This is a genomic window from Mesorhizobium sp. WSM4833, assembly GCF_055811095.1.
In genome coordinates this window covers 301,977-317,220 of sequence record NZ_JBVVQG010000001.1, presented here as the reverse complement: position 1 = coordinate 317,220, position 15,244 = coordinate 301,977, and the positions used below count along the sequence as shown (strand labels likewise).

The 15,244-nt window shown below is 62.5% G+C and carries 14 protein-coding genes; all 14 read left to right on the top strand.

All coding sequences use genetic code 11. The annotated features are described in order from the left end of the window. The 14 genes from nuoH to AC0L2D_RS01540 all read left to right on the top strand — a co-directional run bounded on the left by nuoH (window position 1) and on the right by AC0L2D_RS01540 (window position 14,868). Window positions 1-1,044, top strand: a complete 1,044-nt coding sequence (nuoH, locus tag AC0L2D_RS01605) for an NADH-quinone oxidoreductase subunit NuoH (protein ID WP_013531097.1) — start codon at window positions 1-3, stop codon at window positions 1,042-1,044. Further along, the gene (gene nuoI / locus AC0L2D_RS01600) at window positions 1,044-1,535 is read left to right on the top strand and encodes an NADH-quinone oxidoreductase subunit NuoI (protein WP_013531098.1); all 492 of its coding nucleotides are present in this window, start codon (window positions 1,044-1,046) and stop codon (window positions 1,533-1,535) included. The genes nuoH and nuoI overlap by 1 nt, the downstream gene beginning before the upstream one ends. A gap of 122 nt (window positions 1,536-1,657) precedes the next feature. Beyond that, entirely contained in the window at window positions 1,658-2,278 is a 621-nt protein-coding gene (locus tag AC0L2D_RS01595) for an NADH-quinone oxidoreductase subunit J (protein ID WP_013531099.1), read from the top strand. A 1-nt stretch (window position 2,279) separates the two neighbouring features. Next, window positions 2,280-2,588 carry an NADH-quinone oxidoreductase subunit NuoK gene (gene nuoK, locus AC0L2D_RS01590; protein WP_010910101.1) on the top strand — a complete coding sequence of 103 codons (309 nt, stop codon included), beginning with the start codon at window positions 2,280-2,282 and terminating at the stop codon, window positions 2,586-2,588. Window positions 2,589-2,598: 10 nt separating this feature from the next. Beyond that, a complete protein-coding gene (nuoL, locus tag AC0L2D_RS01585; protein WP_473540194.1) occupies window positions 2,599-4,572 on the top strand; it encodes an NADH-quinone oxidoreductase subunit L in 1,974 nt (657 codons plus the stop codon). Continuing rightward, entirely contained in the window at window positions 4,572-6,077 is a 1,506-nt protein-coding gene (locus AC0L2D_RS01580) for an NADH-quinone oxidoreductase subunit M (RefSeq protein ID WP_473540193.1), read from the top strand. Before nuoL ends, AC0L2D_RS01580 begins: the two co-directional genes overlap by 1 nt. A gap of 18 nt (window positions 6,078-6,095) precedes the next feature. Then, window positions 6,096-7,532, top strand: coding sequence for an NADH-quinone oxidoreductase subunit NuoN (nuoN, locus tag AC0L2D_RS01575; protein WP_473540192.1), 1,437 nt, complete (start codon window positions 6,096-6,098; stop codon window positions 7,530-7,532). Window positions 7,533-7,537: 5 nt separating this feature from the next. Then, a complete protein-coding gene (locus AC0L2D_RS01570; protein WP_473540191.1) occupies window positions 7,538-8,359 on the top strand; it encodes a biotin--[acetyl-CoA-carboxylase] ligase in 822 nt (273 codons plus the stop codon). Window positions 8,360-8,476: 117 nt separating this feature from the next. Continuing rightward, entirely contained in the window at window positions 8,477-10,147 is a 1,671-nt protein-coding gene (locus tag AC0L2D_RS01565; RefSeq protein WP_013531104.1) for a ribonuclease J, read from the top strand. A gap of 110 nt (window positions 10,148-10,257) precedes the next feature. Further along, window positions 10,258-10,662: a methylmalonyl-CoA epimerase gene (gene mce, locus AC0L2D_RS01560; protein ID WP_063168232.1), complete on the top strand. Its 405-nt coding sequence runs from the start codon at window positions 10,258-10,260 to the stop codon at window positions 10,660-10,662. Beyond that, the gene (locus AC0L2D_RS01555; RefSeq protein WP_473540190.1) at window positions 10,659-10,943 is read left to right on the top strand and encodes a DUF1467 family protein; all 285 of its coding nucleotides are present in this window, start codon (window positions 10,659-10,661) and stop codon (window positions 10,941-10,943) included. Before mce ends, AC0L2D_RS01555 begins: the two co-directional genes overlap by 4 nt. Window positions 10,944-11,576: 633 nt before the next feature. Further along, complete coding sequence (proS, locus tag AC0L2D_RS01550) at window positions 11,577-12,905, top strand: proline--tRNA ligase (protein WP_473540188.1); 1,329 nt, start codon at window positions 11,577-11,579, stop codon at window positions 12,903-12,905. Beyond that, the gene (locus AC0L2D_RS01545) at window positions 12,902-14,188 is read left to right on the top strand and encodes a lipoprotein-releasing ABC transporter permease subunit (RefSeq protein ID WP_013531108.1); all 1,287 of its coding nucleotides are present in this window, start codon (window positions 12,902-12,904) and stop codon (window positions 14,186-14,188) included. Before proS ends, AC0L2D_RS01545 begins: the two co-directional genes overlap by 4 nt. Continuing rightward, complete coding sequence (locus AC0L2D_RS01540; RefSeq protein ID WP_027160544.1) at window positions 14,185-14,868, top strand: ABC transporter ATP-binding protein; 684 nt, start codon at window positions 14,185-14,187, stop codon at window positions 14,866-14,868. Before AC0L2D_RS01545 ends, AC0L2D_RS01540 begins: the two co-directional genes overlap by 4 nt. The last annotated feature ends 376 nt before the right edge of the window (window positions 14,869-15,244 follow it).

Below are 15,244 nucleotides of genomic sequence, written 5' to 3'. Positions count from 1 at the left end.
ATGGACACTTTCTTCTCCTTCTACGTGCTGCCGGCGCTGCTGATCCTGTTGAAATCAGTCGTGCTGATCGTCGTTCTTTTGATCTTCGTCGCCTACATCCTCTACGCCGACCGCAAGATCTGGGCGGCGGTGCAATTGCGCCGTGGCCCGAACGTCGTCGGCCCCTGGGGCACGCTGCAGGCTTTCGCCGATCTGTTGAAGTTCGTCTTCAAGGAGCCGGTCATCCCGTCCGGCGCCAACAAGGGCGTGTTTCTTTTGGCGCCGCTGGTGTCGGCCGTGCTGGCGATCTCGGCCTGGGCGGTCATCCCGGTCAGCCACGGCTGGGCGATCGCCAACGTCAATGTCGGCATCCTTTATGTCTTCGCCATCTCCTCGCTCGAGGTCTACGGCGTGATCATGGGCGGCTGGGCGTCGAACTCGAAATATCCGTTCCTCGGCGCGCTGCGCTCGGCCGCGCAGATGGTGTCCTACGAAGTCTCGATCGGCTTCGTCATCGTCACCGTTCTGCTCACCGCCGGCTCGCTCAACCTCACCGATATCGTGCTGTCGCAGCATGATGGAATTGGTACGCGGCTTGGCCTGCCCAACACCTTCCTCGACTGGAACTGGCTGGCGCTGTTCCCGATGTTCATCATCTTCTTCATCTCGGCGCTGGCCGAGACGAACCGCCCGCCCTTCGATCTGGTCGAAGCCGAATCGGAACTGGTCGCCGGCCACATGGTCGAATATTCGTCGACCCCGTTCCTTTTGTTCTTCCTCGGCGAGTATGTCGCCATCGTGCTGATGTGCGCGCTGGCCACCATCCTGTTCCTCGGCGGCTGGCTGCCTCCGTTCGACTTCGCGCCGTTCACCTGGGTGCCGGGCGTCATCTGGTTCGTGCTGAAAGTCTGCTTCGTGTTCTTCGGCATCTCCATGGTGAAGGCCTTCGTGCCGCGCTACCGCTACGACCAATTGATGCGGCTTGGCTGGAAAGTGTTCCTGCCGATCTCGCTGTTCATGGTGGTCGCCACCGCGGCCTTCCTCAAGATCACGGGGTTTGCGTGATGTCCGCTCTTTCCCAAGCCGCCAAATCGCTGCTGCTGCAGGATTTCGTCAGCGCCTTCTTCCTGTCGATGCGCCAGTTCTTCGCGCCGAAGGAGACGATCAACTATCCGCACGAGAAGGGGCCAACCAGCCCGCGCTTCCGCGGCGAGCATGCGTTGCGCCGTTACCCGAACGGCGAGGAACGCTGCATCGCCTGCAAATTGTGCGAGGCGATCTGCCCCGCGCAGGCCATCACCATCGAGGCCGGCCCGCGCCGCAATGACGGCACGCGCCGCACGGTGCGCTACGACATCGACATGGTGAAGTGCATCTATTGCGGCTTCTGCCAGGAAGCCTGCCCGGTCGACGCCATCGTCGAGGGGCCGAATTTCGAGTTCGCGACGGAGACGCGCGAGGAACTCTACTACGACAAGGACAGACTGTTGGCGAATGGCGACCGGTGGGAGCGCGAACTGGCGCGCAACATCTCGCTGGACTCGCCCTACCGCTGATATTTGACGCATGGACGGGGCGAGGGGCCTCGTCTAAGGACACAACGAAACTTGCAGCCTGAGGCGGCAAACATCGAAACAGGACGGTTGTCCTGTTTGTACAGGAACCCGGGGGATCCCCAATGTTGAGTGGACTAGAGGCGGCCTTTTTCTACCTCTTCGCCTTTGTCGCGGTGGCATCGGCGTTCATGGTCATTTCGTCGCGCAACCCCGTGCATTCGGTGCTGTTCCTGATCCTGACCTTCTTCAACGCCGCCGGCCTGTTCATGCTGACCGGCGCCGAGTTCCTGGCGATGATCCTGCTCGTCGTCTATGTCGGCGCGGTGATGGTTCTGTTCCTGTTCGTCGTCATGATGCTCGACGTCGATTTCGCCGAACTGAAGAGCGGCGCCCTGCAATATGCGCCGATCGGCGCGCTGGTCGGGCTGATCCTGGCGGCGGAGCTGATCGTGGTTCTCGGCGGCTACACCTTCGCGCCGCAGCTCGCTTCGACGGTCTCCAAGCCCATTCCGGATCTTGCCACGCGGACCAATACCGCCGCGCTCGGCGACATCCTCTATACGGACTACCTCTACTATTTCCAGATTTCGGGCCTCGTGCTGCTGGTCGCCATGATCGGCGCCATCGTGCTGACGCTGCGCCACAAGCCAGGCGTCAAGCGACAGTCGATCGCAGCCCAGGTCGGCCGCACACCGGCGACCGGCATGGAAATCCGCAAGGTCAAGACAGGCGAGGGACTCTGAGATGGTTGTCGGCATCGCACATTATCTGACCGTATCGGCTGTTCTGTTCACGCTCGGCGTGTTCGGCATCTTCCTGAACCGCAAGAACGTCATCGTCATCCTGATGTCGGTCGAGCTGATCCTGCTGGCGGTCAACATCAATTTCGTCGCCTTTTCGGCAGCACTCGGCGATCTGGTCGGCCAGGTGTTCGCGCTGTTCGTGCTGACGGTCGCGGCGGCCGAAGCCGCCATCGGACTTGCCATTCTCGTCGTCTTCTTCCGCAACCGCGGCTCGATCGCGGTCGAAGACGTGAACATGATGAAGGGTTGACGGAACCACCATGTATCAGGCCATCGTCTTCCTTCCCCTGCTCGGCTTCCTGATCGTCGGCCTGTTCGGCACGTCGCTCGGCGCCAAGGCGTCCGAATACATCACCTCGGGTTTCCTGGTGGTCGCGGCCGTGCTGTCGTGGGTCGCGTTCTTCACCGTCGGTTTCGGCCATGGCGAGGTGTTCACCGTGCCCGTGCTGCGCTGGATACAGTCGGGTGGGCTGGAAGCGTCCTGGGCGCTCCGGATCGACACGCTGACGGTGGTCATGCTGGTGGTGGTCAACACCGTGTCGGCGCTGGTCCACATCTATTCGATCGGCTACATGCACCACGATCCGAACCGGCCGCGCTTCTTCGCTTATCTGTCGCTGTTCACCTTCGCCATGCTGATGCTGGTGACGGCGGACAACCTCGTGCAGATGTTTTTCGGCTGGGAAGGGGTGGGGCTGGCGTCCTATCTGCTGATCGGCTTCTGGTACAAGAAGCCGTCGGCCAATGCCGCGGCAATCAAGGCCTTTGTCGTCAACCGTGTCGGCGATTTCGGCTTCGCACTCGGCATATTCGGCGTGTTCGTGCTGTTCGGCTCGGTCAATCTGGGCACCATCTTCGCCAATGCGGCGACGTTCATCCCCGCTGAAGGCGCGCCGCAGGGTGCCGCGGTGCTGACTTTCCTTGGCCATGCCCTGGACAAGCAGGCGGCCATGACGATCGTCTGCCTGCTCCTGTTCATGGGCGCCATGGGCAAGTCGGCGCAAGTGCCGCTGCACACCTGGCTGCCGGACGCCATGGAAGGCCCGACGCCGGTTTCGGCCCTGATCCATGCCGCCACCATGGTGACGGCGGGCGTGTTCATGCTGGCGCGGTTGTCGCCGCTGTTCGAACTGTCGCATTCGGCGCTGACGGTCGTGACCTTCATCGGTGCCTTCACGGCCTTCTTCGCGGCCACCGTCGGTCTCGTCCAGAACGACATCAAGCGCGTCATCGCCTATTCGACCTGCTCGCAGCTCGGTTACATGTTCGTGGCGCTCGGCGTCGGCGCCTATGGCGCGGCGATCTTCCACCTGTTTACGCATGCCTTCTTCAAGGCGCTGCTGTTCCTCGGCTCGGGCTCGGTCATCCATGCCGTGTCCGACGAGCAGGACATGCGCAAGATGGGCGGCCTCAGGAAACTGATCCCGACCACCTACTGGATGATGGTGATCGGCACGCTGGCGCTGACCGGCGTCGGCATTCCGGTGACGGTCATCGGCACCGCCGGCTTCTTTTCCAAGGACGCCATCATCGAGAGCGCCTTTGCCGGCCACAATTCGGTTGCCGGCATGGCCTTCGTGCTTTTGGTCATCGCCGCCTGCTTCACCTCCTTCTACTCCTGGCGGCTGATCTTCATGACCTTCCACGGCAAGCCGCGGGCGAGCCATGAGGTGATGCACCATGTCCATGAATCGCCGCCGGTGATGCTGGTGCCGCTGTTCATCCTGGCTGCGGGCGCGCTGTTTGCCGGCGTCATCTTCCACAACGCCTTCATCGGCGAGGGCTATGCCGAGTTCTGGAAGGCATCGCTGTTCACATTGCCTGACAATCACATCCTGCACGACGTCCACGAATTGCCGCTGTGGGTCGAACTGTCGCCCTTCATCGCCATGCTGATCGGCTTCGCGCTGGCCTGGAAATTCTACATCCGCTCGCCGGAAATGCCGGTCAACCTGGCCGCGCAGCATCGCGGGCTCTACGCCTTCCTGCTCAACAAGTGGTATTTCGACGAGCTCTACGACTTCCTGTTCGTTCGGCCCGCCAAGCGCCTCGGCCACTTCCTGTGGAAGACCGGCGACGGCACCGTCATCGACGGCCTCGGCCCCGACGGTATTTCGGCGCGCGTCGTCGATGTCACCAACCGCGTCGTCAAGCTGCAGACCGGCTATCTCTACCACTACGCCTTCGCCATGCTGATCGGCGTTGCCGCACTCGTCACCTGGATGATGCTCTGATGACCGCCTGGCCAATCCTCTCGCTGGTCACCTTCCTGCCGCTGGTTGGTGTGCTGCTTATCCTGTTCATCAATGACGACAGCGAAAATGCACGCCGCAACATCCGCGCCATCGCGCTGTTGACGACGACTTTCACGTTCATCATCTCGCTGTTCATCTGGACCGGATTCGACAATTCGCAGTCCGGCTTCCAGTTCGTCGAGAAGGTCGCCTGGCTCGATTCCGGCATTTCCTACCATATGGGCGTCGACGGCATCTCGATGCTGTTCGTCATCCTGACGACCTTCCTGATGCCGCTCTGCATCCTGGCCTCGTGGGAATCGATCGAGAAGCGCGTCAAGGCCTACATGATTGCCTTCCTGCTGCTCGAAACGCTGATGATCGGCGTGTTCTGCGCGTTGGATATCGTGCTGTTCTACGTCTTCTTCGAAGCCGGCCTGATCCCGATGTTCATCATCATCGGCGTCTGGGGCGGCAAGCGGCGCGTCTACGCCTCGTTCAAGTTCTTCCTCTACACGCTCGCCGGCTCGGTGCTGATGCTGCTCGCCATCATGGCGATGTTCTTCCAGTCCGGAACAACCGACATCCCGACGCTGCTGACCCACAACTTCCCGGCCAACATGCAGACCTGGCTATGGCTTGCCTTCTTCGCCTCCTTCGCGGTGAAGATGCCGATGTGGCCGGTGCACACCTGGCTGCCCGACGCGCACGTCGAGGCGCCGACGGCGGGCTCCGTCATCCTGGCCGGCATCCTGTTGAAGATGGGCGGGTACGGCTTCCTGCGTTTCTCCTTGCCGATGTTCCCGCTGGCGTCGGAAATGTTCGCGCCGCTGGTCTTCGCGCTGTCCGTCGTCGCCATCATCTACACCTCGCTGGTGGCGCTGATGCAGGAGGACATGAAGAAGCTGATCGCCTATTCGTCGGTTGCCCATATGGGCTTCGTCACCATGGGCATCTTCGCCATGAACCAGGAAGGCGTGCAGGGCGCGATCTTCCAGATGCTCAGCCACGGCCTCGTCTCCGGCGCGCTGTTCCTGTGCGTCGGCGTCATCTACGACCGCATGCACACACGTGAGATCGCGGCCTATGGCGGGCTGGTCAACAACATGCCGAAATACGCCACGGTGTTCCTGATCTTCACCATGGCCAATGTCGGCCTGCCCGGTACCAGCGGCTTCGTCGGCGAGTTCCTGACCATGCTCGGCGTGTTCCGGGTCAACACATGGGTGGCGTTCTTCGCCGCCACCGGCGTCATCCTGTCGGCCGCCTACGCGCTCTGGCTCTACCGCCGGGTGATCTTCGGCGCACTGACCAAGGAGAGCCTTAAGGGACTGCTCGACCTGTCGCCGCGCGAGAAGGTGATCATCTACCCGCTGGTCGTGCTGGTCATCTTCTTCGGCGTCTATCCCGCCCCGGTCTTCGACGCGACGGCCCAATCGGTCAAGTCGCTCATCACCAATGTCACTGCATCCATCGGCGCCGCGCAGACCGCGGCGGCGAACTGACCAGAGGTTTTGCGAACCATGACGCCGGACCTTCTCTCCAGCCTGTCGCTCTCGACGCCAGAGCTGATCCTTGCCGTCGGAGCGCTGGCGCTGCTGATGGTCGGAGCCTATTCGCGCGCCAACACGGCCAACACGGTAACCGGCCTCGCGGTTGCCGTGCTGGCGATCGCGGGCGCCTGGCTGATCTTCCGAACCGGGCAGGGCAGCGCTTATGGCAATGCCTTCATCCAGGATTCCTTCGGCCGCTTCATGAAGGTGCTGGCACTGGTCGGCTCGGCGGTGACGCTGGTGATGTCGATGCGCTTCGCCAAGGCGGAGCGTTTCGACAAGTTCGAATATCCGGTGCTGATCCTGCTGTGCACGCTCGGCATGATGCTGATGATCTCGGCCAACAGCATGATCGGCCTCTATCTCGGCCTCGAGCTGCAGTCGCTGGCGATCTATGTGCTGTGCGCGATCAACCGCGACAATCTGCGCTCGACCGAAGCGGGCCTCAAATATTTCGTTCTCGGTGCGCTGTCGTCGGGCATGCTGCTCTATGGCATCAGCCTGGTCTACGGCTACACCGGCAACACCGGCTTCCAGGAAATCGCCACGGCACTCGGCAGCGGCGAGCGCCAGCTTGGCCTCGTTTTCGGCCTCGTCTTCGTGCTGGCCGGCCTTGCCTTCAAGATTTCCGCGGTGCCGTTCCACATGTGGACGCCTGACGTCTATGAGGGCGCGCCGACTCCGGTGACGGCCTTCCTGGCGGCGGCGCCGAAAATGGCGGCGATGGCACTGATCGTGCGCGTCACCATGGGCGCGTTCAAGCCGATCGCCGCCGACTGGCAGCAGATCATCGTCTTCATCTCGATCGCCTCGATGGCACTCGGCTCCTTCGCCGCAATCGGGCAGACCAACATCAAGCGCCTGATGGCCTATTCCTCGATTGGCCATATGGGTTACGCGCTGGTCGGCCTTGCCGCCAACAGCCAGGCCGGCGTGCGCGGCGTTGCCATCTACATGCTGATCTATCTGGTGATGACGCTCGGCACCTTCGCCTTCATCCTCGCCATGCGGCGCAAGGAAGGCAATGTCGAGCAGATCAGCGACCTGGCCGGCCTGTCGTCGACCAATCCGGTCATGGCGACGATCCTGACCATCCTGATGTTCTCACTCGCCGGCATTCCACCGCTCGCCGGCTTCTGGGGGAAATGGTACGTCTTCCTCGCCGCCATCAACGCCCATCTCTACGCGCTGGCGATCATCGGCGTGCTGGCCTCGGTGGTGGGCGCCTATTACTATTTGCGCATCATCAAGATCATGTGGTTCGACGAACCGGTCGGCGGCTTCGTGCCGATGGCGACGGAATTGCGTGTCGTGCTCGGCGTCTCCGGCGCCTTCGTGCTGTTCTACGTGTTGATCGGTGGGCCGATCGGCACCTATGCCGAAGCCGCCGCCAAGACGTTTTTCTAGACGGCATGGCATTTCGGCTGGCTCCAACCTCGGCGTCGGAAGGGTTCCGGCTCGAGGCGCATGAGAGCGTCGGCTCCACCAATGCGCTGGCACTGGACCACGCAAGGGCAGGCGACTCCGGCAAATTGTGGATCGTTTCCAAGAAGCAGGAAAGCGGGCGTGGCCGGCGCGGCCGCGTCTGGGCGACACCGGAAGGCAATCTGGCGGCGACGCTGCTCGTCATCACCAAGGCAGAGCTTCGCCTTGCCGCGACATTGGGCTTCGTCGCAGGACTGGCGCTGGCCGATGCACTCGATGCCGTGGTGCCGAAGGGCCGGATCGCCATTGGCCTCGACGGTGGCAGCGAAGGAAAAAACCGTTTCGAGCTGAAATGGCCGAACGACGTGCTTGCCTCCGGCGCCAAGCTGGCCGGCATCCTGCTGGAATCGGCAATCCTCGAGGGCGGCCGTTTCGGAGTGGCGGTCGGCATCGGCGTCAATGTGGTGGCATACCCTGAGGATTTGCCGTATCCCGCAACTTCCTTGCGCGCGCTGGGCGCGGCATGCGATGCGGAAACACTGTTCCTGGCGCTGTCGGATGCCTGGAGCGAGAATGCCCGATTGTGGGATGAGGGGCGCGGACTTGCCGCCGTCAGGCGACGGTGGCTTGATCGTGCCGCGGGGCTCGGCGGCGAGGTTGCCGTCAGAATTGACGGTAATGTGGTGCGCGGGGTGTTTGAGACCATTGACGAGGACTGCCGTTTCGTGATCCGCGACGATGAAGGTTCGGTTCGGACGATCGCCGCCGGCGATGTGCATTTCGGCGCGGTCGCTTCGGCCAGGGCATAGGGCCGTTCATGAACGGTTCTAACTGTTTGTTTTTGCGCAACTCCGGTGGGAAAACCGTTACACACTTTTCCCGGAATTGCTTTTGAGCTTGGCCTGAGGGCCAGGAAGGGAAAAATCATGGCGAAAGCGGAAAACGCCGAACTCGTCTTCGTGCCGCTCGGCGGCGTCGGCGAGATCGGCATGAACTTCGCTCTTTACGGCTACGGACCGCCCAGCGCGCGCGAATGGATCGTCATCGATGTCGGAGTGACCTTCCCCGATGCCAGCCTGCCGGGCGTCGACCTGGTGCTGCCCGACACGCGCTTCATCGAGGAGAACCTCGCCAATCTGCGCGGCATCATCATCACGCATGCGCATGAAGACCATTACGGCGCGCTGCTCGACACATGGCCGAAGCTGAAGGCGCCGGTCTGGATGACGCCGTTCAGCGCCGGTCTGCTGGAAGCCAAGCGGCAAGGCGAGCAGGGCGCACCGAAAATACCGGTCACGATTTACCGGGCGGGCGAGAAATTCACCGTCGGCCCCTTCGAGATCGAAGCCATTCCGGTCGCGCACTCGATTCCCGAGCCGATGTCGCTGGCGATCACCTCGCCGGCAGGCACCGTCATCCATACCGGTGACTGGAAGATCGATCCGGAGCCGACGATCGGGCCGAAGACCGACGAGGCGCGTTTCCGCGCCTATGGCGACAAGGGCGTTCTGGCGCTGATCTGCGATTCGACCAATGCGCTGCGCGAAGGCGAGTCGCCTTCGGAAGTGGCTGTGGGCGAGGGCCTCAAGGGCGTCATCCAGGCTGCCAAGGGCCGCGTCGCCGTCACTACGTTCTCCTCCAATGTCGGACGCATCGTCTCGATCGCCAAAGCGGCCCGCGATGCCGGACGCCAGTGCCTGGTGCTTGGCCGTTCGCTGAAGCGGGTCATCGATGTGGCCGGCGAACTCGGCTACATGGACGGTCTGCCGGAGTTCATCGCCGAGGAGGATTTTGGTTTCATCCCGCGCGAAAACCTGGTCATCATCTGCACCGGCAGCCAGGGCGAGCCGCTGGCCGCACTGGCCAAGCTGTCGCGCGAAGAGATGAAGTCGGTATCGCTGACGGCAGGCGACACGGTGGTGTTTTCCTCGCGTACGATTCCCGGCAACGAGAAGGCGATCCTCGAGATCAAGAACCGTCTCATCGACCTCGGCGTCAAGATCATCGAGGACGGCGATGCGCTGGTGCATGTCTCCGGCCATCCGCGGCGCAGCGAATTGCGCAAGATGTATGAATGGGTGCGCCCGCAGATCGGCGTTCCCGTGCATGGCGAGGCGGCACATCTGGTGGCGCAGGGCTCGCTGATGTCGACATCGGGCATCGGCCAGGTGGCGCAGGTGCGCGACGGCGACATGCTCAGGCTTGCTCCCGGCCCAGCCACAATCATGGATCAGGTGCCGTTCGGCCGTATCTACAAGGATGGCAGACTGATCGGCACCGATCAGGCGATGGGCATCCGCGACCGGCGCAAATTGTCCTTTGCCGGCCACGTGGCGGTCAATGTCGTGCTGGACGACAAATATGAGCTTGCCGGCGACCCCGATTTGGTCGCCATCGGCGTCGCCGAGGCCGATGGCCGTGGCGAGTCGCTGGAAGATCTGATGATCGATGCGGCAATCGGCGCGGTGGACTCGATCCCCCGTCAGCGCCGAAAAGACCTCGACCTGGTGCAGGAAGCAGTGCGGCGCGCCGTGCGCGGCGCCGCCAACGAAGCCTGGGGCAAGAAGCCGTTGGTGACGGTGTTCGTCACTCGCTGAGGGGAGTAGGGCAGTAAGGGAGTAGGGCAGTAGGGATTTCGATACGAGGCAGGTCAGCTTTTCCCCTATTGCCATACTGCCCTATTGCCATACTGCCCTGGGGAAAACCTATGCTCGGACGTCTGAACCATGTCGCGCTTGCCGTGCCGGATCTGGCTGCTGCCGTAGCGGCCTACCGCAACACGCTCGGCGCGGAGGTGACGGCGCCGCAGGCGCTGCCGGAGCACGGGGTGACGGTGGTGTTCGTCAATGTCGGCAACACCAAGGTCGAACTTCTGGAGCCTTTGGGCGAGGGATCGCCGATCGCCGCCTTCCTGGAGAAGAACCCCTCCGGCGGCATGCATCACCTTTGCTATGAGGTCGACGACATCCTGGCCGCGCGCGATCAGCTCAAGGCCGCCGGCGCCCGCGTGCTGGGCGACGGCAATCCGAAGATCGGCGCGCACGGCAAGCCGGTGCTGTTCCTGCATCCGAAGGATTTCTTCGGCACGCTGATCGAACTGGAGCAATCATGAGCTGGGTTTCGTTCACCGCCCTGTTTTTCGCGACCTGGTGGGTGGTGCTGTTCGCCGTGCTGCCGTTCAGCGTGAGGACGCAGGACGACGATCACGACGTGACGCTCGGCACGGTTCCGAGCGCGCCGCGTGGGCCTCACATGCTGCGCGCCGTGATCCGCACCACCATCGCCACCGCGATCCTGATGGGCATTTTCTATGGCCTGACGCATGGGCTGGGATACAGCCTCAACGACATCCCGCACATCGTGCCGGAATTCAGCCAGACGCCGGTTAAATAGACTGTCCAGCGACGGCGTTTTCATATGTCGGAACCGGGCGGGTTTCGGCGGGGAATGTCGTGCCGTTTTGCGGCCTGACGAGCGCTGACGCTGGGTAAGGTGGTTTGGCAACGCGTTGCGCTAAGCAGATGATTGCACAAAAAAAATGCAAGGCACGAGGCCTTGCAATTTAAACGCGTCCGATCTGTTTCCGGTTTCCGGCGGCAGCGAGTAACCGCGCCTAGATCGCATCCTCCCAAGACTTTGACCGCGTAGGAGAGCAGATTTTTTTCTGCCCTCTCGGTTATCGAGGTACATTAGCCTAAGGCGAATGAAAATGTCACGAAGAATTTTGCCTTGAAACGGGCATTCTCGTGCTGCACTGCACAATAGTGTGGCAGGCGTTGCTTGGCGAACGATCACCAAGACGCGCACAGTGACCGGGAGGCCTTGCAGCGCCATGGGTCTTCTGGACGGGCGAACGGCGGTGCGACGCTTCTGATCCCGGCTACCCATGTTTTTTGGAAATCGATTCCGCTTTTCGGGCCGAAGCGTCCGGGTTCCCATTCCGCCTTGAAATGGCTATGAAGCCGGGTCAAGCAAGCCAAAGTCGCGCCGATTCTGACGCGGCCCTCCTCACTCACGGACCTGTCCATGCGTTTGTCGCGCTATTTCCTGCCGATCCTCAAAGAAAATCCGCGCGAGGCCGAGATCGTCTCGCACCGGCTGATGCTGCGCGCCGGCATGATCCGCCAGCAGGGGCAGGGCAGTTTCTCGTGGCTGCCGCTCGGCAAGCGGGTGCTGGACAAGGTCTGCCGCATCATCCGCGAGGAGCAGGATCGCGCCGGTGCGCTGGAAATCCTGATGCCGACCATCCAGTCGGCCGATCTGTGGCGCGAAAGCGGCCGCTATGACGACTACGGCAAGGAGATGCTGCGCATCAAGGACCGGCAGGACCGCGACATGCTCTACGGCCCGACCAATGAGGAAGTGGTCACCGAGATCGTCCGCGCCTATGTGAAGTCCTACAAGGACCTGCCGCTCAATCTCTACCACATCCAGTGGAAGTTCCGCGACGAAGTGCGGCCGCGCTTCGGCGTCATGCGGTCGCGCGAGTTCCTGATGAAGGACGCCTATTCCTTCGATCTCGACTTCGAAGGTGCCAAGGCGGCCTACAACAGGATGTTCGTGTCCTATCTTCGGACTTTTACGCGCATGGGGCTGCAGGCAATACCGATGCGGGCCGACACCGGGCCGATCGGCGGCGATCTCAGCCATGAATTCATCATCCTGGCCGACACCGGCGAGAGCCAGGTCTACTGCCACCGCGACTATCTTGCGATCGATGTGCCCGGCGCCAACACCGATTTTGCCAACGACGCCGAGATCGCCGACATCGTCAAGACATGGACGACGCCCTACGCCGCCACCGACGAGATGCATGACGAGGCGGCGTGGGAGAAGATCGGCGAGAGCGACAAGGTTTCGGCGCGCGGCATCGAGGTCGGCCACATCTTCCATTTCGGCGACAAATATTCCAAGCCCATGGGCGCCAAGGTGACCGGACCCGACGGCAAGGATCATTTCGTCTCCGGCGGCTCCTACGGCATCGGTCCGTCGCGGCTGGTCGCGGCGATCATCGAAGCCAGCCATGACGACAACGGCATCATCTGGCCGGAGGCGGTGGCGCCGTTCGACATCGGACTGATCAACATGAAGGCGGGCGACGCCGAGTGCGACGGCGTCTGTGACGAACTGCATGCCGCTTTCGTCGCCGCCGGCAAGGACGTGCTCTACGACGACACCGACCAGCGGCCCGGCGGCAAGTTCGCCACCGCCGACCTGATAGGCCTTCCCTGGCAAGTGATCGTCGGACCGCGCGGTGTCGCCGCCGGCGAGATCGAGATCAAGAACCGCAAGACCGGCGAGCGCGAGACGCTGCCGATCGCGGACGCGAAGAAGCGCTTCGGTGTCGCCGCATGAGCGAGGCGGTGGCGGCAAGATCGGTCGGCGCCGGACCCTTTTCCATCTTCGAGCGCATGGTCGCCTGGCGCTATCTGCGCTCGCGGCGCAAGGAGACGGTGATCTCGGTGATCGCCTCGATCTCGTTCCTCGGCATCATGCTGGGCGTCGCCACGCTGATCGTGGTCATGGCGGTGATGAACGGTTTCAGGGCGGAGCTTTTGACGCGCATCCTCGGCGTCAACGGCCACCTGATCGTGCAGCCGCTCGATTCGCCGCTGGAGGACTATGCGCAGGTCGCCAGCCGCATCAACGGTGTAGCAGGCGTCAAATACGCCATCCCGCTGATCGATGGCCAGGTGCTTGCGCAAGGCAATGTCGGCGGCGGAACCGGAGCGCTGGTTCGCGGCATACGCGGCGAGGATCTGAGCAAGATCGCCATCGTTGCCAGCAACATCAAGCAGGGTTCGATCGCCGATTTCGATTCTGGCGAGGGCGTTGCCATCGGCAAGCGCATGGCTGAGAATCTCGGCCTGACGCTTGGCGATACCATCACCTTGATTTCGCCCGACGGCGACGTGACGCCGATCGGCACCACGCCGCGCATGAAGGGCTACAAGATCGCGGCGATCTTCGAAGTCGGCATGTCCGAATATGACACGTCCATCGTCTACATGCCGTTTTCCGAAGCGCAGCTTTATTTCAACATGGACGGGCGGGCGCAGACGATCGAGATCTATGTCGACAATCCAGACGATGTCGATGCGCTGAAACCGAAAGTGGAGGCGGCGGCGCAGCGGCCGATCGACATGGTCGATTGGCGCCAGCGCAACGAGACCTTCTTCTCCGCGCTGCAGGTCGAACGCAACGTCATGTTCATGATCCTGACGCTGATCGTGCTGGTGGCGGCGCTGAACATCATCTCCGGCCTGATCATGCTGGTGAAGGACAAGGGCCACGACATCGCCATCCTGCGCACCATGGGGGCGTCGCGCGGCGCCATCCTGCGCATCTTCCTGATGACGGGTGCGGCGATCGGCGTGACCGGCACGCTTGCCGGTGTGCTGCTCGGCGTACTGATCTGCACCAACATCGAATCGATCCGCCAGTTCTTCTCGTGGATGACCGGTAAGGTGCTGTTCAATCCTGAACTCTATTTCCTCAGCCAGTTGCCGGCGAAGATGGATCCGCGCGAGACGACCTATGTCGTCCTGATGGCGCTCGGCCTGTCCTTCCTGGCAACGGTGTTTCCGGCATGGCGCGCCGCGCGTCTCGATCCGGTCGAAGCCTTGAGGTACGAATAGTGGCCGAGGTCATTATCGAGCTGAAGAGCGTCGAGCGGCACTACGTCCAGGGACCGCGAAAGCTCACCATTCTCAATGGTGCGGACTTCTCGCTGAAGCGCGGCGAGATGGTGGCGCTGGTGGCGCCGTCTGGCACCGGCAAGTCGACGCTGCTGCACACCGCCGGCCTGCTGGAGCGTCCCGACGCCGGCGACGTCATCCTGGCCGGCCGCGCCTGCGGCCGGCTGTCCGACGACGAGCGCACGGCGATCCGCCGCAACGATGTCGGCTTCGTCTACCAGTTCCATCATCTGCTGCCGGAATTCTCGGCGCTGGAAAACATAATGATGCCGCAGCTCATCAAGGGGCTCAGCCGCAAGGACGCGGCCGAGCGCGCGGCGCAGCTGCTCGATTACATGCAGATCGGCAAACGCGCGGCGCACCGGCCGTCCGAGCTCTCCGGCGGCGAACAGCAGCGCGTCGCCATTGCGCGTGCGGTCGCCAATGCGCCGCTGGTACTGCTGGCGGACGAGCCGACCGGCAATCTCGACCCGGTCACCGCGTCCTATGTGTTCGAGGCGCTGGCGGCGCTGGTCAAGCAATCGGGCCTCGCGGCGCTGATCGCCACCCACAATCACGAACTGGCATCGCGCATGGACCGGCGCGTCACGCTAGCCGACGGCAAAGTGGTGCCGCTCTAGGGCACGGCGATACTGGGGTGAGGCCGGCCTGCGAAAGGCGGCTTCCTGCGCTTCCCGTTCTACCCCGTTGCGGTAGAACGGTGCTCACGTACCCAAAAGTACGCTCCGCTCCGGTTCTCGAAATCCACCATTCTCGGCTCGGCCTGACCCCAGTCTCGTCGTGCCCTGGTCGGCGCTGGGCAACCGTCGTTCGCCCGTCAACCTTTTCTTAACCCTGCCGATCTGATCGCCCGGAAATTCGGACACGGCCGGATTGTGTCCGTTGACTTTGAAACAAAATTAGAACAAAATACGAACATATCAACAACAGGAGAGAGTTATGACCGATCTGGTTCAGGATGTCATCTCACTGGTTTGCATGAGCACCTTTCTCGTC